This window comes from Empedobacter sp. R132-2, assembly GCF_030324375.1.
Lineage (GTDB): Bacteria > Bacteroidota > Bacteroidia > Flavobacteriales > Weeksellaceae > Empedobacter > Empedobacter falsenii_B.
The window spans coordinates 1-24,967 of the sequence record NZ_JACAGG010000040.1 but is presented as its reverse complement, the minus strand read 5'-3'; the positions used below and the strand labels follow the sequence as shown (position 1 = coordinate 24,967).

Sequence of the window (24,967 nt, the reverse complement as noted above, 5' to 3'; positions counted from 1 at the left end):
TGTAGTAACTACAATTTACTGCTTTTTAGCAGGTTGTACAACTTTTATATACAATCTAATACAAATGCACTACCGGTAACCTTTAATAAAATTATTTCTCTCTTTACTAATTTAATTTTAAGAAAATAGGAATTATAAGAAACACTTGAATAAATTATTATGATTATTAATAACACTACTGAAAATAAGAAAACTAAATTAGAAATTCATTATTATTTTTCGGATGGATCACATAGTATTGATGCTGAAGTATATCTTTCTAACTTAAAAAATGTATTAGATATTATTAAGACAATATCAAGTACTTTTAAAATAATACATAAAATTGAAATAGAACCTGCAAAAGAAGGAGGATTTGAAACTTATATCACTGTTATTGAAGAATCTCTTAAAGCATTTCCATATTTATCTGAAACTTTAACAGGATGTGCAAGTTTTTTATTAGCTAATCCTGCAAAAAAATTATTTGATAATTTTTTCAAAACTAAAATTGAGAAAGAGAGTGATCAAATTGATTTTGAAATAAAAAAATTAGAACTAGAAGAGAAAAATATTGACGTAGAAAATAAAAAACTAGAATTAGAAAAAAGAAAAGAAGATTTACTATTAAACACAAAAAAGATTGAAGAAAAGTCAAATAATTTACAAGATAATTTAAAAATTATTACCTCAAGATCAAACTTTTACAAGGAAGTAAACAAAATCAAAAAAGTTAAAAAAATAGGTTTTAATAATTTTATTAATAATGAATCAAACAATGAAGAACAAATAGTTAAAAAAGAGTTATTCAAAAACTTTATTGTAGATACACCGGAATTAAATTCTATAATAGATAAACAAGCTGAGATCGAAATTATTTCTCCTGTGTTAGATAAGGATAAACCTTATAAATGGAAAGGAAAGCTTAATGGAGAAGATATTACAATTAATATGAAATCAAATATTTTTAAATCAGAAGTTCAGTCTGGAAGAATCAAATTTAAGAAAGGGTCAAAATTCATATGTAACTTAGAAATTAAACGTAAGTACGATGCTAATGGTAATATCAAAGTTACTTCATATGACTTATTAAATGTATGGAAATATATTTCTGGAAAAAAGGAAGTAATAATAGAAGATTTATAAATTATAAACTATTATAATTTGCTTTGAAATACTGTAGAAATGGATATAACATATGAGTTTTTAATTGAAATAGGAAATCAAATTTCATATCTTAGAGAAAAAAAAATCAAACTTTAGATTATTTAGAATACTTAAGCGGAATTGATTCAAGCGATATTAATAAGTATGAAAAAGGAAACTTAACTATACGTAATTTAATCCGAATAGCTAAAGCTTTAAATGTTCATCCCAAAATTCTTTTAGATTTTGATTTTAATAAATATAATAATGAATCAAATCGTTGAAGAAATGGTAAAACTAAGAACAAAATTGTAATAAGATTATGCAACTGCAACAAAAGACATTAGAGAAATTAAGAAATTTAATCAACGAGGAAACTGAATATCGCTCAGGACCTAAACTTGTTGAATTCTTTAATAGTTTAGGAGAAAACGATAGTTACAACAGAGATGAAGGTTTTCCTTCAAGATGGATTTATACAGACGCAAAACTATCTAAAATTAACGGAACACCAGAGTTAGATAAATGTATTCGAAAACTTTTTGCACCAGTCAATTTTATTGGAAGGTTTGGAGAATTGGACAAGTCAATTGCAGACTTCAATCAATATCTAGCTTTTGACGGTTGGCAGGTTCTTAGAAAGGAAACTGAGATAACATTTGCCAAAGCTGGCAAAATAATATTTGAAGAAAAGGTTGACGTAAAAGAAGATGATTTTTTGCAAAAAGAGTTTAGCAATATTTCTTTAGACAAATTGGGACTTGACAACATCATCACAGAAACGTTGAATATCAGATTTAACGAAATAAAGAAATGTTTAAATGTAAAAGCACCAATGTCTGTGATTTTCCTTTCAGGAAGTTCACTTGAAGGAATACTCTTAGGAATTGCATCAAAATATCCGAAAGAATTTAATCAATCGAAAACTTCACCTAAAGATCAAAGCGGGAAAGTAAAGCCATATCACGAATGGACACTAAACAATTTTATTGACACAGCACATGACATTGGCATTTTAAAAGAAGATGTAAAGAAATTCAGTCATTCCTTGCGAGACTTTAGAAATTATATTCATCCTTACGAACAAGTTAATTCAAGATTTAATCCTGACGAACATACAGCAAGAATTTGTTGGCAAGTTTTGAAAGCTGCAATCTATCAATTAACAAACAACAAACCTCAATAATAAGCTAAAAAATCAATTACTTAATAAATAGAAAACTAAAGCTCAATATAGTTTTACAAACACTAAAGAACGAACACCAGCTGATAACAACCTTAACTGTTGCACATCTTGATATTTTGGATACAAGTAAAATATATAACCTCTTTTAAAAACGATTTTAGTGAGGTAGTTTATTTTTTCACAACAAGGTATACCTCTTATTTTATCGTCTATTTTTTTGAAGGACAAAATAGCCTATTTCTTCGGGGTTTGTTCGAGTATCCTTCGACAATGGTTCGAGAAAAAGTATGTTTTATCGAACAACGGTCGAAGGATTATCGAAGAAGATAAGTAAAAACACAACTTTATTTAGATGTTATTTTTTGCGTTAAACGATATAATTTGATGTTATTTTATAAAATAACAAAAGGCAAACTAACGTTTGCCTTTTACTTTATTGTGAATTTTTATTTGTAATTAATGTATTATGAAATAACAACACTTTTTATACACTACCCATTTTTAAATAATATCCTTGATTCTATCTTTTTAAAACTTCTATCATTTCTCCATTTGTATTAATTTTAGAATTTATTTTTAAAATATTATTTTTCTTTTTTATTAAAAAAAAATTCGCTCCTTTTACTTTATAAAGAGTATCACCTTTTTCAATAGAATCACTTACGTTAGAAAACCATCTGCCATCCTCAAACGTATCAATTTTATTTGTATCGGGATTTTTTCCGATAATTGTGAAAAAAGCTGATTTAATTCTATCTTCTTTATAACTTTTATTCGAAATAATGTTTACTGAATAATCTAATTCGTATTGTTCTTGTCCATTGGTAAAATCAATTTTACATGAATTAAGAAAAAAAAATAGAGTAAAAATAATAAGGTTTCTCATAATCAAAGTTTAATTATATACTTTACCTGTTATTATAGAAAATGTGTAAGATTTAGATACAGAGGCTCCTGCTCCAATACCTAAAAATTTACCGTCTCCTAATGTTAATGTGTTACTTATAGTTCCTTTATTATCTATACCACCTTTTTCATTTAAACTGTGACCAATAGTGTATCCCATAATTGAGCCATCAATAGTTGCAGAAGCAGAAGTACCAGCTATATTTTTAAGCATATCTCTTTCTATATTATTTTCTCTTCGATCATGAAACCCTACATTTAAACCAGGAACGCCTATTCCAGGTGTTGTCCCAACTCCCATTCCAGAATTAAAATATAATCCTATATCGCCAGGAGCAAAAATAACTCCAGCTTCAAATGTATAACTAGTCCCTTTATTCCCAGTAATAGTTATTCCTGTTCCCATAGTAACAGCGTCAGGATTATACGGACTATAATCAGGATTATAACTTTTGTCATATGCTCTTAAAGCTGAAGCTGTAAAGCCTTCAGTTTTTGCCGATACTACCGCTGTTTCTAGACTTATTTCTCCAGAGTCATAAAAACCTTCAAACTCCCCGTTAACATAACGACTATGTAATTGATTTTGTTCATTATATACGTACTTTCCTGTTTCATCTTCCCAATCGCTTGCCCATCCTGTTGGCGGTTCCGCCATCATCCCATCAGGATCTATAAAGAATACAGGATTATTAAAAGCGTAGTTGTAAGACGAGTGACGTCTCATTTTCTCCGCCAACGGATCTATATTCATCCAACGTCCAATCGCAGGTTCGTAATTACGCGCTCCGTAATCGTATAAATTTAAGCTTAATTCCTCTTGCAGTTCAGCACTTCGTGCGCTATGTTCGTCAAAAGTTTACTCAAAACTTTTTTCTCCATAATCATTGTATTTGTACTTATAGTTAGCATTTGCAAGATTGGTATTGTTGTATCCACTATGTTTTAACCCAAATGGATAATAATTGTTTTCTTCTAAAACAAACTCAAAGAACTTATGTCGATAAATTTAAAAAATTATACGTTAAAAATCTAGCTACTTTATAAAATAACAAAAGGCAAACATTTGTTTGCCTTTTGTTTTATTGTGAATTAGTAAGTTGTGTGATAAAAACACATCTGGAAAACTACCTAAGGAAGCTCTCTATTAAATAACTTTCTGTCCTCTTCTAACCATACGCAAGGCACCTTATTATAAAAATCTCTTATTCTATCTTCAACATGGGTTTTATTCCAAACAGATGCTCTTTCTAACCCTATGATTTCTCTTTTTGTTGCTGGAACTATTTCTCCTGTATTTGCATCATAAATCCTAAATTTTTCTTTATTTATTGGATCTTGAATAAAGAACATTGGTAAAACCTCCAATTCTTTTCTTATGTTTATTTTCCCTACTTTAAGCCATTCTCCTCTTGTAACAACTTGATCATAAACAGAGATAATAAATAAAATTGGTTTTTCATTTAGTAATTCAAAATCTGATATTTGCTCTTTAGATATAAAATCGAAAAATACATAACTTGATTTTTCTAAAATTTGAGCATATATATAATATTTATTATCAATAGGTATTTCTAATATACTACCTTTTGTTATTCTTTGTTTTTTCATAAACCAAAAACTTTCGCTGCGTTTAAATATTTTGTTCTATTCTTATTATTTGGACTTATACCGTTAATAGCATTACCTGAAGTTCCCCCTTGAGATTTAGCTCCCCCATTAATTTTTATAAGATATTGTTCTCTACCTCTAATTGCATTCTTATTAGTAGAAGAGTTATCTAAAACAGCTGGACCAAAACCTTTATCATTCATATGATGGTTTTTATCTCTTTTTGCTACATTCTCAAGAGCTGTTCCTGTACCACTAGTTCTACCAGTGTATACTTCACCAGTCTTTATATTTGTTTTAGTATAAGTTTGATATGTCTTTACAACTTTTTGTTTAACATCATTAACAGTATTGGTTAAAACAGATTTACCTCCTTGTGCAGTCAATGTTCCTTCTACTCCCCCTATAGCCGTCAATGCTAATGTAGCAATATCTCCTACTGTATTAATTATTTTTTCTCCAGTAGACTCTTTAGGTACATCTTTGTACAAGACTAACGCTCCGTTTTCTACTTCATACTTTTTATTTATACTATTATTTGTAAAAACATTGATTCCTCTTACAACTAAATTTGAAAATGATGCTCGTACTGAATTTATACTTCCTGCAGTCATTTCAATAAGTTCTAATTCTGGATCCCTATTATTTCCTGCGTAGCTTTGAATATCTTGATTTGTAGTAGGAGCTCCTTCTAAACCTTCAATCTCAATTTTCCAGACAGGATTGTTATGAGCAAATTGGTAAGTACTAATATTGTAGTAGTCTTCTGAAATAGGGTCAACACCAAAGAAGCGTCCGATAGTTGGATCGTAGTTGCGATATCTGTAGTTATACCAATTTAAGCCAAGTTCATCTTGTAACTCTTGCCCATTGTATTTGTATTCCTACATCCCTATACACTTCAAATTTCCAACACTTCTTCAGTTTTTAATGAACGCTTCATTATCACTCAAATATAATAAATTTCAATTGAAAAAAAAGATTTTTTATAGGATAAGCCAAGCCATTTTTCGGTTTTTATTTTTCCCTTCTTTTTTGCTGTCCTGCTTTTTGATACAAACAGACATTCACTCCGCGCTCCCCGTTCATTTACGGCAGCAAAAAACAAGGTAAGCTATTTAACATAAAATTCCGTTCATTATAGGCGTTACAGCCCATAATTTATTTTATGTTTTCGCTCCGCAAATAGCCAAAATAACCCCGAAAAATGGCTTGTTTCGTTGTGTTTTTTTTCAATTGAAAGAAAAAGAACTATTGTAAAGGATGATGCTTGTCGATAGCATCTTGTAAGGCTTTGATTCCGGATTGTTTGTATTTCTCGGTTGTGTCCAGAAATTTATGCCCACAAAACAGCTGAACTGCCCGTAAATTATGCCCTTGACTGAGTAAATTAGTAATCACACTTTGTCTGATTTTAACTGAAGTTAATCGCTTATCAACTCCTTTTTGATAAGTCGATAACAGGTAATTGATGTCGTCTGCGGTGGTTGGACTTCCTAATTTATTGAGAATAAAATACGGTTGTTTTATTCGCTCTAATTCTGGTCGATCTTCCTGTAAATACTGATAAAATAAAAGGATTTGTTCTGCTTTTAAGGGCAAGGTTCTACTGTTGGTCATACCTGTTTCTCGGATGTAAATTTCTGCTTTTTCGAGGTCGATATCTTCGAGTAGAATTTGGGTAATTTCCTTGACCAAAACGGCTTGATGAACGAATAAACTCAGTATAATTTGATTGCGTTTGGCTAAAATAGGATAACGTTCTTTTCGTGGTTCAAGTAAGGTTTTCAGTTCTTTATCCGTCCATAAATCCTGTAATTGTACGGCTGTTGGTTTTGCATCCCGAAGCTTGATAAAGTGTGCAGGATTATCTTTTCTGACCTCTATTTCAATCAGATAATCATAGTATTTTTTGAGGGCATAGACCACACGTTTAATGGTTTTGGGTTGGTAACGATTTCGTAAAATCCCGATGTAGTGCATCAGCTGTGAATAGTGGCATTTTTCGTGATTTGGAAAGTGTTTTTTGAACCGATTGATCTCATATAAATAATTGCTAACAGTGCTTTTATGTAACTGTTTTTCAAGATAATTTTCTAAAGTCATACGGTTTTATTTTTGTGTAAATCTGTGTGGTACGCAGTAAATCATGTCCTAAAAAATCCCGAACCATTTCAACGGTCATTTCATTTTCAAGTAAATGTGTGGCAATGCTATGGCGCAGATTGTGCAAGCTAAAGCCTTGTTTATCTAATCCCGAACGTTTTAAAACACCACTAAAAACAGTGTAAATCTTGTTTCCGCTCATTGGTTTTCCGTTTGGATAAAGCAGTAAAATGGATTCATTTTCTCGTCTTTTTTTGGTTGTAATCAGGTACAACTTAAAATCCTCTACAAGCTTTGTTGTAAGCGGAATAACACGTCTTTTTTTTCCTTTTCCACTTCGAACATACAAACGTTTTTCAGTCAAATGAATATCTTCTACCGACAACTTTTCGACTTCTGTTCGCCTTAATCCACAGCCGTAACACAGGTTTAAAATCATCGTTTCGTCCAACGTTTCACAATTGCTGTAGAGTAGGGCAATTTGGTCGACACTTAAAACAGCTCGACTTTTATAGGCTGAACGTTTGATTTTTAACGTGTAAGGCGTTTTGATGAGTTGTTTTGTACGCAATAAATAGGCAAAGAACAAGCGAATCGCAAAGAGTTGAGAATGAATATAACTGTTACTTAATGGCTTTTTTCGACGGCTACTAATCACCGTTTTCAAATGAAAATAAAAAGCTTCAATATGATGACTTTCAATGGTTGTGATGAGTTGATGAGAATGCTCAAACAGGGCTTTGACGTGTTTAGGATAGTTGTCGACTATGTTTTTACAATAACCTAATTGCTGTAATTCTGTTCTAAATTCATCGAGTATATCTTGCATAACTATGACGGTTTTGTTCACATTGGTTTTTATTGTTTCTTATGGTGTTTACGAATCACTTCGTTAGATTTGAGGTTGGCTACTTTTGGAACATGGAACAATGGGATAGATTTAAGATGTTAGATTTTAGATTTCAGATAGTTAAGTCTAAATTAATTGTTCCAAGATTGTTCCCTATTGTTTCAGTGGGTATCATAACTGTTCTATTTGCTTCAAAATCTTTTCTTTAATGGTTTGCCTTAACTTTTGGTAATCATCCCAATAATCCACTCGATAAGCAATTTTACGCAAGTTTCCTGCATATTTACTGGTTAAGTATTCGAGTTCAATTAAGCTGTTCATGTAGCGTGAACACTGCGCTTTGCTCATGTTAAACGCCAAACGGATTTCTCGTTGAGTAAAGTCGATTTCAGATCCATTGCCATTTTCTTTGTGTGCTTTTTTAGCTAAATAGGCTTTGAGTTTCTCAAAAAACTGACGCAAACTCCCGTCTAATTCATCGACTTTCAACACAATACTTTCAAAGAGAACTTCCGTTGCTTGCTTTAAATCTTCCACCTGTGTGATTAATTTTCCATCATCTGTCAATTGTCTGTTTTGCTGATTAATCAAGGTAATTTGACGAACGATGCTTTGAAACATTTCGTTTAATCGTCTGATTTTATGCACTTCTTCGGGTAATTCTAATCGTGTTGCAAACGGATTAATCACGTGATACGGGACAAGATTTCGGATGATATGTTGAACATCATGTTTGGTTTTTTCTTCGGATTGATGACTGACTTCGCCTGCATATTTTTGATTTTGATAGGCGATAATTCGGCGAGATTGTTCCTTACTTTCATCCACCGCTAACAGAAAACTACGGCTCATATTATCTTCGTAAATCTCGCTTTTTGTGGTAGCAGACAGTGAACTAAACACGCCACGAACTTCCTTTTTAACCGCTTTGATGTTCCCTTTTTTATCCTTGATAGAAACTGAACTCGATAAACGTTGGTTGCTGATTAATTCACGCATGGCAAACATGGCTTCTTCTTTTAAACCGTCTAAATCCTCGATAATTAGAAGCTTTCCGACTAATTCATATTCGCCCCAATTGTACAAACTACTTTCGGTAATTCGGGTAAAACGAAGTACATCTTCTTGTGGCATTAAATCGGCTATTTTACTGATTAAATGCGTTTTTCCACTGCCCGAACTTCCTTGTACAATGGCGTGGAGTGGATGTTTGGTTTTGTATGAACTTGCAATGATAAACAGTAATAATCGGCTATCCTGTTCGCCTACAATTCCGCTTTTCTCGATTAAATCATTCAACTGAAAAAATAAATCGGTTGTCATTTTTGGCTGTTCCAGAGGTGTTGGTGGAGTTTCTTTTTCAATTGAAAAAGAAGGAGTAGAAGAAGAAAAATCAATTGATTTTCTTTTCTCTAAACAGCCTAAAACCGTCGCTTCATCGTAAGCGGTTAAGGTTTCGTTGACGTCTTTATCAAGCCATTCTACCGTAGAAAATGCTACTTTTGGATGAATGGTCTGAAGTAATTTTGCATACTTCAATGTCGCTGTTTGCCCCGCTTCATCTGTATCAAAACAGAATGTAATTTCCTCCAATTCTTGTAGTTCGCGAATAGAAGTTAGAAGCTCATTTGTTAGTCCGTTTGTTCCAAAACAAGCAAGTATTGAGTATTGAGTTTTAAGTTGTGAGAGTTGAAGTAATGAAGCTGCATCAATAATACTTTCAGTTAAAATTAGTTTTTTGGTTGTTGGACTTGGATAATTTGGATATAAACCTTGTCTATTTTTCAAATAATAATGACGAGCGCGGGTAGCACCCGCAGGCAATTTTTCTTCAGAATTCTTTATAATTGACCTAAAATAAAGTGATACGGTCTGCCCGTGGCAGTTTTTTAATGGAAAAACAAGGCATTTATTTCCGAATGGTTTATAGGATTGTCCGCCTGTTCTACTGTTGGTTCCGTAGGGAATTAAAAGTCCAACTTCTACGCATTGATTGATTAAATTTTCATCTTTTCTCGACCCGTGATGGAATTGTCCCGAGTTAAAACCGACTTCTAATTCATCCACATTTAACGCTCTGGAATGACAATAGTTTTGAGCGGGTTCACTGCATAATAATCCTTTACGGAAACTTAGAAACATCTTTTGTAGAAACGCTGAATGGTCTGCGATTTGAGGAATGCGGTTTGGTTCGTTTACCGCAAAACGCTCTTCGCCAGCCAAACTTTTACACTTGTTTAGTGCTTCGTGTTTGCTCAATTTCTCATAATCTTGCACAAACTGAATGACATCGCCTGTTTTGGAACACGCATGACAATTGTAAAAATTCTTCTCCAAATTAACCTGTAAACTTGCCGTCTTATCCGAATGAAAAGGACATTTCAGCATATTGTTCTTAGGTTCTAATCCGTAATGATGTAGGATTTGAGATAATGATAAGCGAGATTTTATTTCTTGGATTTCCATTTGAAAAAATAATTAAAAAATTTTTACTAATCGTTTTCGCTTACAAACTTAGCGTTTTTGATTTTTAAAACAAATTCTTTTTGCTTTTTATTTTTCAACTGAATTAGTTATTTCACTAACTAAATTGTAATTTTGTAGAGTATATAATACATACGCAGTATGTTTTAAAGTTTATTTGCTATGGAAAATTTTGGAAAAAACTTGAAAGAATTAAGAAGCGGAAAAGGTTTTTCGCAAGAAGTGTTTGCTTCTAAGATTGGAGTTCACGTGACAAATCTTTCTAAATACGAAAGAAATATTTCGATTCCATCTTTAGAAGTAGCGGAAAAAATGGCGAAAATTTTGTCAATTTCTTTAGACGAATTAGTTTACGGAAACAATAAAGCAGATGCTATTTTACAGGATAATCAGTTGTTGAATTTATTTGCAGAAACACAACAATTAAATGATAATCAAAAAAATACAATCAAAGATTTATTAGAAGCTTTTATTTTAAAAAATAATCTGCAAAAACAATTAGCAATTTAATTACTTAAAAAATTAAATCATGGCAACACAAGATATTTTTATTTTTGAACCCGACACATCTGAACAAGCAAAAGCTTTGAAAGCCTTTGCTAAAGCTCTAAAATTAAAGTTTGAGATAAAAGAAAGTCCTTATAACCAAGAGTTTGTAACTAAAATTGAAGAAAGCCAAAAACAAGCGAAAGAAGGTAAAGTTACACGTGTAAGAAAAGAGGATTTAAAAGATTTTTTAGGCTTATAAGATGGCTTTTGATTTAGATTTTACCGACAAAGCAAACGAAGATATCGGGCGTCACAAGAAAGCTGGTAACAAAGCTGTACTTAAAAAGATGCTTGTTCTTCTTGAGGAACTGACCGAACATCCTTTCTCTGGAACAGGAAAGCCAGAGCAACTGAAACACAATTTATCTGGTTTATGGTCGAGACGAATTAATCAAGAACACAGACTTGTCTATGAAGTGGAGCAAAATACTGTAACGATTCATTCTGCTTTTGGGCATTATTTATAAAATAACAAAAGGCAAACAAACGTTTGCCTTTTGCTTTATTGAGAATGTTGGGTTGTTTTCCGGCAACACATCTGATACACTACCATTATTTTGATTTTAGTAATTCAACACTATATACAAACGATACAAAGCTAATTGTTATATAAATTAACAAATATAGGTAACCTATAAAAGAGGATTGAAAATTATAAACTTCATACTGCTTTTTTCTTATATAGTTATTTATAATTAAGAATAATCCTAAACAAAATAAAATAACTGGAATAATATAATTTTTATTAGGATAATGATTCTTCATTAGAATATAATTTATTAATGTTAAAATATTCATCCAAAGCATTATTGTGAAAAATACTGATGTTGTAAATGTTGAAACATCTTGATTACCTACTTTTTTTTGGAATTCAATAAAGTGGAATATGATGTAGTTTAAAATTTTTTTCATTATTGAGTGGGTTTTTCAAATAGATCCTTACCTGATGAATATTCATATATTGCCTTACCTCCAAAATAAATCAAGGAGGCTCCTGCACCAAATGGTCCTAAAAAACCTACACCGCTCATTATCATATCTACAGTAAACTCCGTGCCAGAGATTTGACCTGAGCCATACTGATAAATTGATACAACAGCACCTACTCCAGCTAAAGCATTTCCTGATATTTTAAGAACTTTTGCAGCTGATGCAACTTTTGAAGTTTTGATTGCTGAATTTAAAAGTGATGTTCTATAACTAGGACGAGTATATTCATCTAAAATTGTAAAATTAACTGTAGATTTAGTTTTAAGAGCTTTATCTAAATAAGATGTAGTTTTGGCAATTCCTTGTTCTAAACCTAAAGAAGTCAAATCATAATATTTATTATTTAAAATACCATCAATAAACTCATATTGAGGTATATAACTATTCGTGTTAGATTCTTTTTTATTACTATTTGTCACAGTAGTTTCAGCTAGCTGTATTACTGCACTTACAGTATTTGTTTCAGTATCATAAACATATTCATTATTAGGATCATCAATAAAAGGTTTAAATTCTGGAGTTTTTGGACAAGTAGGGCAAGTTTCAATATTTTGTTCAAATAAGCCAGTTGGATCAGAAAAATAAATTGGATTGTTAAAAGAGAAACGATAAGGAGTCCAATCAGGCATTACTTCAGCAAGTCCATCCTGAGACATAAATCTACCTATTGAAGCATCATAATTTCTGAAGTCCATAGCAGTCCAATTAAGACCTAATTCTTCTTGTAACTCTTTGCCGTTGTATTTGTATTCCTACATCCCTATACACTTCAAATTTCCAACACTTCTTCAGTTTTTAATGAACGCTTCATTATCACTCAAATATAATAAATTTCAATTGAAAAAAAAGATTTTTTATAGGATAAGCCAAGCCATTTTTCGGTTTTTATTTTTCCCTTCTTTTTTGCTGTCCTGCTTTTTGATACAAACAGACATTCACTCCGCGCTCCCCGTTCATTTACGGCAGCAAAAAACAAGGTAAGCTATTTAACATAAAATTCCGTTCATTATAGGCGTTACAGCCCATAATTTATTTTATGTTTTCGCTCCGCAAATAGCCAAAATAACCCCGAAAAATGGCTTGTTTCGTTGTGTTTTTTTTCAATTGAAAGAAAAAGAACTATTGTAAAGGATGATGCTTGTCGATAGCATCTTGTAAGGCTTTGATTCCGGATTGTTTGTATTTCTCGGTTGTGTCCAGAAATTTATGCCCACAAAACAGCTGAACTGCCCGTAAATTATGCCCTTGACTGAGTAAATTAGTAATCACACTTTGTCTGATTTTAACTGAAGTTAATCGCTTATCAACTCCTTTTTGATAAGTCGATAACAGGTAATTGATGTCGTCTGCGGTGGTTGGACTTCCTAATTTATTGAGAATAAAATACGGTTGTTTTATTCGCTCTAATTCTGGTCGATCTTCCTGTAAATACTGATAAAATAAAAGGATTTGTTCTGCTTTTAAGGGCAAGGTTCTACTGTTGGTCATACCTGTTTCTCGGATGTAAATTTCTGCTTTTTCGAGGTCGATATCTTCGAGTAGAATTTGGGTAATTTCCTTGACCAAAACGGCTTGATGAACGAATAAACTCAGTATAATTTGATTGCGTTTGGCTAAAATAGGATAACGTTCTTTTCGTGGTTCAAGTAAGGTTTTCAGTTCTTTATCCGTCCATAAATCCTGTAATTGTACGGCTGTTGGTTTTGCATCCCGAAGCTTGATAAAGTGTGCAGGATTATCTTTTCTGACCTCTATTTCAATCAGATAATCATAGTATTTTTTGAGGGCATAGACCACACGTTTAATGGTTTTGGGTTGGTAACGATTTCGTAAAATCCCGATGTAGTGCATCAGCTGTGAATAGTGGCATTTTTCGTGATTTGGAAAGTGTTTTTTGAACCGATTGATCTCATATAAATAATTGCTAACAGTGCTTTTATGTAACTGTTTTTCAAGATAATTTTCTAAAGTCATACGGTTTTATTTTTGTGTAAATCTGTGTGGTACGCAGTAAATCATGTCCTAAAAAATCCCGAACCATTTCAACGGTCATTTCATTTTCAAGTAAATGTGTGGCAATGCTATGGCGCAGATTGTGCAAGCTAAAGCCTTGTTTATCTAATCCCGAACGTTTTAAAACACCACTAAAAACAGTGTAAATCTTGTTTCCGCTCATTGGTTTTCCGTTTGGATAAAGCAGTAAAATGGATTCATTTTCTCGTCTTTTTTTGGTTGTAATCAGGTACAACTTAAAATCCTCTACAAGCTTTGTTGTAAGCGGAATAACACGTCTTTTTTTTCCTTTTCCACTTCGAACATACAAACGTTTTTCAGTCAAATGAATATCTTCTACCGACAACTTTTCGACTTCTGTTCGCCTTAATCCACAGCCGTAACACAGGTTTAAAATCATCGTTTCGTCCAACGTTTCACAATTGCTGTAGAGTAGGGCAATTTGGTCGACACTTAAAACAGCTCGACTTTTATAGGCTGAACGTTTGATTTTTAACGTGTAAGGCGTTTTGATGAGTTGTTTTGTACGCAATAAATAGGCAAAGAACAAGCGAATCGCAAAGAGTTGAGAATGAATATAACTGTTACTTAATGGCTTTTTTCGACGGCTACTAATCACCGTTTTCAAATGAAAATAAAAAGCTTCAATATGATGACTTTCAATGGTTGTGATGAGTTGATGAGAATGCTCAAACAGGGCTTTGACGTGTTTAGGATAGTTGTCGACTATGTTTTTACAATAACCTAATTGCTGTAATTCTGTTCTAAATTCATCGAGTATATCTTGCATAACTATGACGGTTTTGTTCACATTGGTTTTTATTGTTTCTTATGGTGTTTACGAATCACTTCGTTAGATTTGAGGTTGGCTACTTTTGGAACATGGAACAATGGGATAGATTTAAGATGTTAGATTTTAGATTTCAGATAGTTAAGTCTAAATTAATTGTTCCAAGATTGTTCCCTATTGTTTCAGTGGGTATCATAACTGTTCTATTTGCTTCAAAATCTTTTCTTTAATGGTTTGCCTTAACTTTTGGTAATCATCCCAATAATCCACTCGATAAGCAATTTTACGCAAGTTTCCTGCATATTTACTGGTTAAGTATTCGAGTTCAATTAAGCTGTTCATGTAGCGTGAACACTGCGCTTTGCTCATGTTAAACGCCAAACGGATTTCTCGTTGAGTAAAGTCGATTTCAGATCCATTGCCATTTTCTTTGTGTGCTTTTTTAGCTAAATAGGCTTTGAGTTTCTCAAAAAACTGACGCAAACTCCCGTCTAATTCATCGACTTTCAACACAATACTTTCAAAGAGAACTTCCGTTGCTTGCTTTAAATCTTCCACCTGTGTGATTAATTTTCCATCATCTGTCAATTGTCTGTTTTGCTGATTAATCAAGGTAATTTGACGAACGATGCTTTGAAACATTTCGTTTAATCGTCTGATTTTATGCACTTCTTCGGGTAATTCTAATCGTGTTGCAAACGGATTAATCACGTGATACGGGACAAGATTTCGGATGATATGTTGAACATCATGTTTGGTTTTTTCTTCGGATTGATGACTGACTTCGCCTGCATATTTTTGATTTTGATAGGCGATAATTCGGCGAGATTGTTCCTTACTTTCATCCACCGCTAACAGAAAACTACGGCTCATATTATCTTCGTAAATCTCGCTTTTTGTGGTAGCAGACAGTGAACTAAACACGCCACGAACTTCCTTTTTAACCGCTTTGATGTTCCCTTTTTTATCCTTGATAGAAACTGAACTCGATAAACGTTGGTTGCTGATTAATTCACGCATGGCAAACATGGCTTCTTCTTTTAAACCGTCTAAATCCTCGATAATTAGAAGCTTTCCGACTAATTCATATTCGCCCCAATTGTACAAACTACTTTCGGTAATTCGGGTAAAACGAAGTACATCTTCTTGTGGCATTAAATCGGCTATTTTACTGATTAAATGCGTTTTTCCACTGCCCGAACTTCCTTGTACAATGGCGTGGAGTGGATGTTTGGTTTTGTATGAACTTGCAATGATAAACAGTAATAATCGGCTATCCTGTTCGCCTACAATTCCGCTTTTCTCGATTAAATCATTCAACTGAAAAAATAAATCGGTTGTCATTTTTGGCTGTTCCAGAGGTGTTGGTGGAGTTTCTTTTTCAATTGAAAAAGAAGGAGTAGAAGAAGAAAAATCAATTGATTTTCTTTTCTCTAAACAGCCTAAAACCGTCGCTTCATCGTAAGCGGTTAAGGTTTCGTTGACGTCTTTATCAAGCCATTCTACCGTAGAAAATGCTACTTTTGGATGAATGGTCTGAAGTAATTTTGCATACTTCAATGTCGCTGTTTGCCCCGCTTCATCTGTATCAAAACAGAATGTAATTTCCTCCAATTCTTGTAGTTCGCGAATAGAAGTTAGAAGCTCATTTGTTAGTCCGTTTGTTCCAAAACAAGCAAGTATTGAGTATTGAGTTTTAAGTTGTGAGAGTTGAAGTAATGAAGCTGCATCAATAATACTTTCAGTTAAAATTAGTTTTTTGGTTGTTGGACTTGGATAATTTGGATATAAACCTTGTCTATTTTTCAAATAATAATGACGAGCGCGGGTAGCACCCGCAGGCAATTTTTCTTCAGAATTCTTTATAATTGACCTAAAATAAAGTGATACGGTCTGCCCGTGGCAGTTTTTTAATGGAAAAACAAGGCATTTATTTCCGAATGGTTTATAGGATTGTCCGCCTGTTCTACTGTTGGTTCCGTAGGGAATTAAAAGTCCAACTTCTACGCATTGATTGATTAAATTTTCATCTTTTCTCGACCCGTGATGGAATTGTCCCGAGTTAAAACCGACTTCTAATTCATCCACATTTAACGCTCTGGAATGACAATAGTTTTGAGCGGGTTCACTGCATAATAATCCTTTACGGAAACTTAGAAACATCTTTTGTAGAAACGCTGAATGGTCTGCGATTTGAGGAATGCGGTTTGGTTCGTTTACCGCAAAACGCTCTTCGCCAGCCAAACTTTTACACTTGTTTAGTGCTTCGTGTTTGCTCAATTTCTCATAATCTTGCACAAACTGAATGACATCGCCTGTTTTGGAACACGCATGACAATTGTAAAAATTCTTCTCCAAATTAACCTGTAAACTTGCCGTCTTATCCGAATGAAAAGGACATTTCAGCATATTGTTCTTAGGTTCTAATCCGTAATGATGTAGGATTTGAGATAATGATAAGCGAGATTTTATTTCTTGGATTTCCATTTGAAAAAATAATTAAAAAATTTTTACTAATCGTTTTCGCTTACAAACTTAGCGTTTTTGATTTTTAAAACAAATTCTTTTTGCTTTTTATTTTTCAACTGAATTAGTTATTTCACTAACTAAATTGTAATTTTGTAGAGTATATAATACATACGCAGTATGTTTTAAAGTTTATTTGCTATGGAAAATTTTGGAAAAAACTTGAAAGAATTAAGAAGCGGAAAAGGTTTTTCGCAAGAAGTGTTTGCTTCTAAGATTGGAGTTCACGTGACAAATCTTTCTAAATACGAAAGAAATATTTCGATTCCATCTTTAGAAGTAGCGGAAAAAATGGCGAAAATTTTGTCAATTTCTTTAGACGAATTAGTTTACGGAAACAATAAAGCAGATGCTATTTTACAGGATAATCAGTTGTTGAATTTATTTGCAGAAACACAACAATTAAATGATAATCAAAAAAATACAATCAAAGATTTATTAGAAGCTTTTATTTTAAAAAATAATCTGCAAAAACAATTAGCAATTTAATTACTTAAAAAATTAAATCATGGCAACACAAGATATTTTTATTTTTGAACCCGACACATCTGAACAAGCAAAAGCTTTGAAAGCCTTTGCTAAAGCTCTAAAATTAAAGTTTGAGATAAAAGAAAGTCCTTATAACCAAGAGTTTGTAACTAAAATTGAAGAAAGCCAAAAACAAGCGAAAGAAGGTAAAGTTACACGTGTAAGAAAAGAGGATTTAAAAGATTTTTTAGGCTTATAAGATGGCTTTTGATTTAGATTTTACCGACAAAGCAAACGAAGATATCGGGCGTCACAAGAAAGCTGGTAACAAAGCTGTACTTAAAAAGATGCTTGTTCTTCTTGAGGAACTGACCGAACATCCTTTCTCTGGAACAGGAAAGCCAGAGCAACTGAAACACAATTTATCTGGTTTATGGTCGAGACGAATTAATCAAGAACACAGACTTGTCTATGAAGTGGAGCAAAATACTGTAACGATTCATTCTGCTTTTGGGCATTATTTATAAAATAACAAAAGGCAAACAAACGTTTGCCTTTTGCTTTATTGAGAATGTTGGGTTGTTTTCCGGCAACACATCTGATACACTACCATTATTTTGATTTTAGTAATTCAACACTATATACAAACGATACAAAGCTAATTGTTATATAAATTAACAAATATAGGTAACCTATAAAAGAGGATTGAAAATTATAAACTTCATACTGCTTTTTTCTTATATAGTTATTTATAATTAAGAATAATCCTAAACAAAATAAAATAACTGGAATAATATAATTTTTATTAGGATAATGATTCTTCATTAGAATATAATTTATTAATGTTAAAATATTCATCCAAAGCATTATTGTGAAAAATACTGATGTTGTAAATGTTGAAACATCTTGATTACCTACTTTTTTTTGGAATTCAATAAAGTGGAATATGATGTAGTTTAAAATTTTTTTCATTATTGAGTGGGTTTTTCAAATAGATCCTTACCTGATGAATATTCATATATTGCCTTACCTCCAAAATAAATCAAGGAGGCTCCTGCACCAAATGGTCCTAAAAAACCTACACCGCTCATTATCATATCTACAGTAAACTCCGTGCCAGAGATTTGACCTGAGCCATACTGATAAATTGATACAACAGCACCTACTCCAGCTAAAGCATTTCCTGATATTTTAAGAACTTTTGCAGCTGATGCAACTTTTGAAGTTTTGATTGCTGAATTTAAAAGTGATGTTCTATAACTAGGACGAGTATATTCATCTAAAATTGTAAAATTAACTGTAGATTTAGTTTTAAGAGCTTTATCTAAATAAGATGTAGTTTTGGCAATTCCTTGTTCTAAACCTAAAGAAGTCAAATCATAATATTTATTATTTAAAATACCATCAATAAACTCATATTGAGGTATATAACTATTCGTGTTAGATTCTTTTTTATTACTATTTGTCACAGTAGTTTCAGCTAGCTGTATTACTGCACTTACAGTATTTGTTTCAGTATCATAAACATATTCATTATTAGGATCATCAATAAAAGGTTTAAATTCTGGAGTTTTTGGACAAGTAGGGCAAGTTTCAATATTTTGTTCAAATAAGCCAGTTGGATCAGAAAAATAAATTGGATTGTTAAAAGAGAAACGATAAGGAGTCCAATCAGGCATTACTTCAGCAAGTCCATCCTGAGACATAAATCTACCTATTGAAGCATCATAATTTCTGAAGTCCATAGCAGTCCAATTAAGACCTAATTCTTCTTGTAACTCTTTGCCGTTGTATTTGTACTTATAGTTAGTATTTGCAAGATTAGTATTGTTGTATCCCTTATGCTTTAACCCAAACGGATAGTAATTGTTTTCTTCTAATACTTTTAGCGTACCATTTGCTTCTTTTTGGTAACTCAATCGTACATTTCCAAGATGATCAGTGTAATTGTAAACATAATTAAAAGTTGTACCTCCAGTTACATTCACATACCCCTCAGCTGTTGGAAAAAACTGTAAACTGTTATTTACGTACTGAAAACCTCCTAAATAATCGGTTGTGGTTACTGTAGCTCCATCTGTTACGACTTTTCTTAACTTAACTCCACTTGCATCGTACGTGTAATTAATCTTTTTAGATGCATTCCAAAGAACTTCTGTTGGTAAATTTAAGTAATTATAACTAATTTTTGTTATTCCTTTGTTTTTATCTACTGTTAAATTTCCGTTTACATCGTAAGCATAATCATTTCCTACTTTATTCCCATCATTAAAACCTTCTGTTAACGTCGTTGCATCGGTTACACTTAATAGCTTGTTCGAGTTTGTTTGGTACACATAACTCAAATTATCTATCACTGGAGCATTGATTATCTCATTGTTCCCATTTCGAATAATTCCTGTAATATTCCCATTTTTATCGTAACCTTTGATTGTTTCATTGTATGCATTAATAGCCTCATTAGTGTTTTTTAGATAAATGCTATTCATCAGGCGATTTAATCCATCATACTCAAAACTATAGCTTCTTGTATTAAAATCAATTGTTTTCCAGATGATTTCTGCAATGTTACCATTGTGTAGTTTTTTTACAGCAGTATTATTTGTTACTCGAGTTAACTTATCATAATTCAATCGAAACGAAAATAAATCTCGATAAGTTGTTGTTTCTGTTACATCTACATTATTAATATCCGTCATCCAACCTCTTATATTGTACTTATAATCTACCGTTTGCAATGGTGTTGTAGCTACAGAATTTCCTACCTTTTTAGACGTTAATTGATTGATTTCGTTATACGAATTCTGTACAATATATTCTTTCGCTCCACTGTTTATTTGATGCGTTTGAGATTTTAATAACTCATTTGGATAATACACAAATTCATCCGTTAATGTTAATTCTGTACTTGCTGCTAATTGTTTGTGTTTTGTGATTGTTTTAAGTGGTTTTCCTCTAAAATCTAAACTTGAGGCTGTATTGGTATAACCACCTAAATAGTTTGTAGAAGCGGTTGCGACAGGACGAATATATTTTGCATCGTAATAGGTATAATTTTTAGCCCATGTTGTAGTGCCTAAAACATTAGTAAAGCTTGCTACAGCCAATCCTTTTGTTTTGGTATCTGTTACTCCTATGACACTTTGTCCATCTATAGAAGAAGGAGTTATACCTAAATTTGTATACTCATCGTAATAATTAATCGTTGTTATCTTTGTAAAAGATGTTGGATAGGCAACATTGGTATATAATCCATTTGTGATTCCATTATTCGCTAATCCTCCAGATGTTCCTCTTGTTTCATGATAAACTGTTGCTGTATTATAAGCTGACTGTAGCGTAGCCCTAGCTGATGTGGGTAAAGTTCCTGTGTAAACAATTCGATTAAATTTATCATATTTTGTGAATATCCACTCATTTTGACTATCTCTTGTTGCAACTAATCGATCCAATTTATCATACACCATAAACTCTCTTCCTTTGCCAGGAAGTTGTTTTTCAACTAAACGATTTTTATCATCGTATTGGTATTGATAACCTAATTCAGCCAAATTAGCTGTATAATTAGCTAATACTGTTGTTCCTACTTCTACTAATTTTGGTGGTATTACATAGGTCAGATTTCCATAAATATCATACACATAATAGGTATCATGATTTCCTGATGAATTTGTAGTTCCAGTTATTGTAGGTATATTAATTCGTTTTAAAATAATTTTCCCTTCCTTGTCTTTAAACTCTTGGATAGGTTGACCATTTTCATCTGTTGTAATGGTTTTATATAAAGTTCCTGCTGTATAATTTCCACTTAAAGTTAGAGTTGGGACAAATGCAGCAGATAAAGTCACTCCAAACTTTTGTACTTTATCCGCATCAGTATTAGTTGCATAATCAAATTTAATTTCATTCGCTCCTTTTTTCCAAGAATTCCCAGGTGCTGCTTGCGCTAGTACTCTATTTAAAGGTGAATTTTCAAATGTTTTCTCAGAAAAAGGCGTGGTATCTCCAGTTAAAGTGGAATAAAATGTATTACCATTAGTTGCAGCGCTTACAATTGTATTGGTGGCAGCTGTAATTGGAAAGGGTAAATTTTCTTTGGCTTGACGACCAAATCCATCATATTCTATTTGTGTGACAATTGTTTTTCCTGTTGGCGAGCCTGCTACTTGCAAAGCTTGTTTTTCGCGTCCTAATCCATCAAAATAAACCACTGTTTCTTTTTTTGTGACACAAGTGGCATCTAAACATTCTTGTGTTTTGATAAAATTTTCTGTGGTTGTTTGGGCTTGAATACAAGTACTTCCTAATGCTAAAAAAGTACTATAAATTAGTTTTTCATAAAAGTGTTTCATAGATCTAGCATTAAGGTTTATAGTTGTATTGGAAGGTTTTAAGCGTTTCTCCTTTATCATTTACGATAGATTGTAAACGATTTGAAGCATCATAATTATACTTTTCAGCTACTCCATTTGGTTGTATAATTTGAGTCACTCCAACTAATGGTTTATACAAATACCCTGTTACCATAGCATCCTTATGGGTATTACGTAAAGTTGTAATCGCAGCCAACAAGTCGGCATCTGTTGTTTTGGTATTTAACGTTGTGATCGTTGCAGCATTAATTTGAGATAAAGCAACGCCTTCTAATTTAGCAATTGGATATTGTCCTCCATATCCCCAAATAATCGAAACTGGAAGTCCATTTTCTAAGGTATATTGTGTTAGATTACCTTGGTTGTCATAACTGTTGTAGGTAATTTTACGGTCTACAGCTGTTGTTGTAGCTCCTTTTTTAGCGTAAACAAATTCTGGTAAAATTAGATTACCGTTTGTTGTAGGGAAATATTTATACAAAGTTCGTTGTTCAGATAAAACAGTAGACCCATTTTTAGATTTTGTAATAACAGGTGTAGCAATCATATTACGATTCACCATTTCTTGCATTATCGGACTTTGTTCGTAACCACTTATCAAATCTGAAGGGTATTGGTATTCAGCAGTTAGTGTTTCACCTTTGCTGTTGGTTGTAGATTGTTTTGTTAATTGTAAATGATTTGGACTATCATAATTATAATTTGTTTCTGTTGTAACCGTACCACTTGATAGGTATTCTTTGGTGGTTTGTTTTGTTAATTTAGAACTAAAGACATAATTATAATAATGACTTACTGCATTTCCACCTTGAACTCCACAAAATAAAGAGAAACATCCATCTTGTGTATTATAATATTTACCAGTATTATATTCAGGTCTTAAACGTTCTTTAGTAACAGGATATATTCCTGGTTCTATATTGTAATTATTAAATTTAGTTGAACTCTTAATTTCGTATTCATTATTAGATTCTTTAATTAATGATTGGTTTGAATTATAAGTTTTAGATTTTATTAATTGATTGGCATTCCATTGGTTATTAGATGAATTTCTATTATATATTGGGTGTTGATTTAAAGACTGACTATCATCGGTAATACCCGATATATTATAATCTTCCTCAATAAAGCCATTATTTTCAATATTTTTTGTAATATATTTATACTTAATACGATCTATCGTAGAATTAAAAATATCAGAAAAATTATCAGTACTATATAATCGATTATAACAATTAAAATGTTCTGCTGAACTATTACCACTGATAGCAAATACAGCAGAAGGGGTACATTTCCAAGGGTTGTATATAAAATCGTGGACTAAACTTGTTTTTAAATTGTTTAAATTTTGTATGTTATTATAGTATATAGTTTTACTATTCTCTAAAGTATTTCCATTATAATCTTTGATAGATTTAATTCTTGCTCCACTGTAATTTACATTCTCTTCAACTTGATTAACAGTTTTATTGTATTTTAAAGTTAAATTAGCAGATACATTGTTAACTATAGAATTTGTACTAAGAGTAATTCTATATTTTGAGTTATTTGTAGTTGTTATAGGGGAAATAATATTTTCTCCATTCATCTCAAATCCATTATTAGTTTTTAGAAAACGATCATATCGTCCATTAAATGTTAAAATAGTTTGGCTTGTAGTTAAATTTTCTATAGTTAAACTATATGTATCATGAAAATCGTTTACGTTTACACCATCACATCTATTCACATTCATTGATGAGTCAAATGAAATATCTTGACCATTACTAATAAATTCAAAAACTTGTGTATCACTTTGACTACTGTAAGGTTCACAATTCCTTTTAACTACATATAGATTGTTTGTTAAAAAAACATCTTTGTTAACTAATTCAGTAGTTGTATTGTTTTCATAAGTTAGTTCAGTATAACCTTTTGTAGGATAAATAATTTTAGTTAATACTCCGTATTTTGATTTATAAAGGTCAACGTTTCTATTAGCTATTTTATCTCCAAATACAGAAATAAATTTTGTCATTGATGCATCCTCATTATAATGAAAGTTTGATAAATAAGAATATGTATTTGAATTTGAATAACCATATAAATCTATATTAGAGGAAAGACGATCAGATAAAGAATTAATATTATCATATTCAAATGAAAATTTAGAATCATTGATTGATAGATTATTTAAAAATAATCTTTTTTTATATTCATTAACATCTGAAGTATTTGGACCTGAATAGACATAATTAAATAAAATAGGTATTGAAGTATTATTTTTAGATATATTAATACTATTTAATTTATATCCTGTAGTGTAGTCTAATCTATTATCGTAATTAAAAGAAACATTAATGTTTTTAGAACTAATATTTTTTAAATATTTAGCATTATTTGATTCAAAATAAGAAGTACATTTTTCAGATTTTTGACTTATTATTTCACCTGGCAAATTATTATTTCCATATGTTATTGAATAGCTCTCTGAATAATTTAAAGGGTATGATTTGTATAAATTATCATATATAAAATCAATATTATTATTTTTAGAGTCTTTTATTTGCTTTAAATACCAAGTAGAATTTGGTTCTCTAGAATAGCTTTTGGAACAATTTGTTGTGATTTTTGTAGTTTCAACAAAAGCTTCTTCACCTCCAAATTCATAACTAATACCATCCGGTGTAATAAAAGTAAATTTCAGATAATATTTATGAGTAGTAGGGTTTTGTATTTTAATAAATGAAGCTTTTATATCAGGATTTTCATTAATATAAATTACACCATTATCAATATAAAATGTACCACTGTATCCATTAAAATTAAAATTAAAAACATCTTGTTGAGAATCAATTAAATTAGGTTCTCCTTCCAATCCATTAGCAGAATATATCTTTCGATATATGTCGTAATAATTATTTAAGTATTCATTATCATTAGCGTCCTAAACGTTAAAAGAAAGCGTAAAAAAAGCGCGTAAATTTCGGATCTCAAATTATCTTTGAGTT

20 protein-coding genes and 3 pseudogenes are annotated in these 24,967 nt (G+C 31.6%); 9 read left to right on the top strand and 14 right to left on the bottom strand.

The features are described 5' to 3' along the window. Positions 1 to 159: 159 nt before the first annotated feature. From HXZ69_RS13655 to HXZ69_RS13650, 3 genes are all read left to right on the top strand, one after another. Positions 160 to 1,125, top strand: a complete 966-nt coding sequence (locus HXZ69_RS13655) for a hypothetical protein (protein WP_286496293.1) — start codon at positions 160 to 162, stop codon at positions 1,123 to 1,125. Positions 1,126 to 1,265: 140 nt separating this feature from the next. Next, a complete protein-coding gene (locus HXZ69_RS15335) occupies positions 1,266 to 1,409 on the top strand; it encodes a helix-turn-helix transcriptional regulator (RefSeq protein WP_353655966.1) in 144 nt (47 codons plus the stop codon). Positions 1,410 to 1,447: 38 nt separating this feature from the next. Further along, complete coding sequence (locus tag HXZ69_RS13650; protein ID WP_286496292.1) at positions 1,448 to 2,311, top strand: hypothetical protein; 864 nt, start codon at positions 1,448 to 1,450, stop codon at positions 2,309 to 2,311. A gap of 520 nt (positions 2,312 to 2,831) precedes the next feature. Here HXZ69_RS13650 and HXZ69_RS13645 read toward each other — a convergent pair. The 8 genes and pseudogenes from HXZ69_RS13645 to HXZ69_RS13615 all read right to left on the bottom strand — a co-directional run bounded on the left by HXZ69_RS13645 (position 2,832) and on the right by HXZ69_RS13615 (position 10,250). Next, a complete protein-coding gene (locus HXZ69_RS13645; protein ID WP_280052132.1) occupies positions 2,832 to 3,197 on the bottom strand; it encodes a hypothetical protein in 366 nt (121 codons plus the stop codon). A gap of 681 nt (positions 3,198 to 3,878) precedes the next feature. After that, positions 3,879 to 4,199, bottom strand: a pseudogene (locus tag HXZ69_RS15390) (RHS repeat domain-containing protein); the annotation flags it as partial. A 149-nt stretch (positions 4,200 to 4,348) separates the two neighbouring features. After that, positions 4,349 to 4,828, bottom strand: coding sequence for an immunity 26/phosphotriesterase HocA family protein (locus HXZ69_RS13635; protein ID WP_286496291.1), 480 nt, complete (start codon positions 4,826 to 4,828; stop codon positions 4,349 to 4,351). Beyond that, complete coding sequence (locus HXZ69_RS13630; RefSeq protein WP_286496290.1) at positions 4,825 to 5,442, bottom strand: hypothetical protein; 618 nt, start codon at positions 5,440 to 5,442, stop codon at positions 4,825 to 4,827. Before HXZ69_RS13630 ends, HXZ69_RS13635 begins: the two co-directional genes overlap by 4 nt. Before the next feature lie 93 nt (positions 5,443 to 5,535). Further along, a pseudogene (locus tag HXZ69_RS15325) lies at positions 5,536 to 5,697 on the bottom strand (RHS repeat-associated core domain-containing protein); the annotation flags it as partial. A 382-nt stretch (positions 5,698 to 6,079) separates the two neighbouring features. Further along, positions 6,080 to 6,934, bottom strand: coding sequence for a tyrosine-type recombinase/integrase (locus HXZ69_RS13625; protein WP_180905168.1), 855 nt, complete (start codon positions 6,932 to 6,934; stop codon positions 6,080 to 6,082). Beyond that, positions 6,912 to 7,763 carry a tyrosine-type recombinase/integrase gene (locus HXZ69_RS13620; RefSeq protein ID WP_180905169.1) on the bottom strand — a complete coding sequence of 284 codons (852 nt, stop codon included), beginning with the start codon at positions 7,761 to 7,763 and terminating at the stop codon, positions 6,912 to 6,914. The genes HXZ69_RS13625 and HXZ69_RS13620 overlap by 23 nt, the downstream gene beginning before the upstream one ends. A gap of 192 nt (positions 7,764 to 7,955) precedes the next feature. Further along, a complete protein-coding gene (locus tag HXZ69_RS13615) occupies positions 7,956 to 10,250 on the bottom strand; it encodes a CHC2 zinc finger domain-containing protein (RefSeq protein WP_286496289.1) in 2,295 nt (764 codons plus the stop codon). Positions 10,251 to 10,430: 180 nt separating this feature from the next. Between HXZ69_RS13615 and HXZ69_RS13610 the strand changes: the two genes are divergently transcribed. The 3 genes from HXZ69_RS13610 to HXZ69_RS13600 are packed head-to-tail and all read left to right on the top strand — an operon-like array spanning position 10,431 to position 11,284. After that, positions 10,431 to 10,778, top strand: a complete 348-nt coding sequence (locus HXZ69_RS13610) for a helix-turn-helix domain-containing protein (RefSeq protein ID WP_180905171.1) — start codon at positions 10,431 to 10,433, stop codon at positions 10,776 to 10,778. Positions 10,779 to 10,797: 19 nt separating this feature from the next. Continuing rightward, positions 10,798 to 11,016 carry a DUF2683 family protein gene (locus HXZ69_RS13605; RefSeq protein WP_180905172.1) on the top strand — a complete coding sequence of 73 codons (219 nt, stop codon included), beginning with the start codon at positions 10,798 to 10,800 and terminating at the stop codon, positions 11,014 to 11,016. Between the two features lies 1 nt (position 11,017). Further along, entirely contained in the window at positions 11,018 to 11,284 is a 267-nt protein-coding gene (locus tag HXZ69_RS13600; RefSeq protein WP_180905173.1) for a Txe/YoeB family addiction module toxin, read from the top strand. 444 nt (positions 11,285 to 11,728) lie between these two features. On the opposite strand, the pseudogene HXZ69_RS13595 reads toward HXZ69_RS13600, so the two are convergent. From HXZ69_RS13595 to HXZ69_RS13580, 4 genes and pseudogenes are all read right to left on the bottom strand, one after another. Continuing rightward, a pseudogene (locus tag HXZ69_RS13595) lies at positions 11,729 to 12,544 on the bottom strand (RHS repeat domain-containing protein); the annotation flags it as partial. 382 nt (positions 12,545 to 12,926) lie between these two features. Continuing rightward, complete coding sequence (locus HXZ69_RS13590; protein WP_180905168.1) at positions 12,927 to 13,781, bottom strand: tyrosine-type recombinase/integrase; 855 nt, start codon at positions 13,779 to 13,781, stop codon at positions 12,927 to 12,929. Further along, the gene (locus HXZ69_RS13585) at positions 13,759 to 14,610 is read right to left on the bottom strand and encodes a tyrosine-type recombinase/integrase (protein ID WP_180905169.1); all 852 of its coding nucleotides are present in this window, start codon (positions 14,608 to 14,610) and stop codon (positions 13,759 to 13,761) included. Before HXZ69_RS13585 ends, HXZ69_RS13590 begins: the two co-directional genes overlap by 23 nt. A 192-nt stretch (positions 14,611 to 14,802) precedes the next feature. Beyond that, entirely contained in the window at positions 14,803 to 17,097 is a 2,295-nt protein-coding gene (locus tag HXZ69_RS13580; protein ID WP_286496289.1) for a CHC2 zinc finger domain-containing protein, read from the bottom strand. A gap of 180 nt (positions 17,098 to 17,277) precedes the next feature. On the opposite strand from HXZ69_RS13580, the gene HXZ69_RS13575 reads away from it, so the two are divergent. From HXZ69_RS13575 to HXZ69_RS13565, 3 genes are read left to right on the top strand one after another with little or no spacing between them, the layout of a single operon-like run. Continuing rightward, a complete protein-coding gene (locus HXZ69_RS13575) occupies positions 17,278 to 17,625 on the top strand; it encodes a helix-turn-helix domain-containing protein (protein ID WP_180905171.1) in 348 nt (115 codons plus the stop codon). Between the two features lie 19 nt (positions 17,626 to 17,644). Continuing rightward, complete coding sequence (locus HXZ69_RS13570) at positions 17,645 to 17,863, top strand: DUF2683 family protein (protein ID WP_180905172.1); 219 nt, start codon at positions 17,645 to 17,647, stop codon at positions 17,861 to 17,863. Position 17,864: 1 nt separating this feature from the next. After that, the gene (locus HXZ69_RS13565; RefSeq protein ID WP_180905173.1) at positions 17,865 to 18,131 is read left to right on the top strand and encodes a Txe/YoeB family addiction module toxin; all 267 of its coding nucleotides are present in this window, start codon (positions 17,865 to 17,867) and stop codon (positions 18,129 to 18,131) included. A 444-nt stretch (positions 18,132 to 18,575) separates the two neighbouring features. Here the strand turns inward: HXZ69_RS13565 and HXZ69_RS13560 are convergent, their stop codons facing one another. Together HXZ69_RS13560 and HXZ69_RS13555 are read right to left on the bottom strand one after the other, a co-directional pair. Then, positions 18,576 to 21,956, bottom strand: coding sequence for a DUF6443 domain-containing protein (locus tag HXZ69_RS13560; RefSeq protein ID WP_286496287.1), 3,381 nt, complete (start codon positions 21,954 to 21,956; stop codon positions 18,576 to 18,578). A gap of 10 nt (positions 21,957 to 21,966) precedes the next feature. Then, the gene (locus HXZ69_RS13555) at positions 21,967 to 24,834 is read right to left on the bottom strand and encodes a hypothetical protein (RefSeq protein WP_286496286.1); all 2,868 of its coding nucleotides are present in this window, start codon (positions 24,832 to 24,834) and stop codon (positions 21,967 to 21,969) included. Between the last annotated feature and the right edge of the window lie 133 nt (positions 24,835 to 24,967).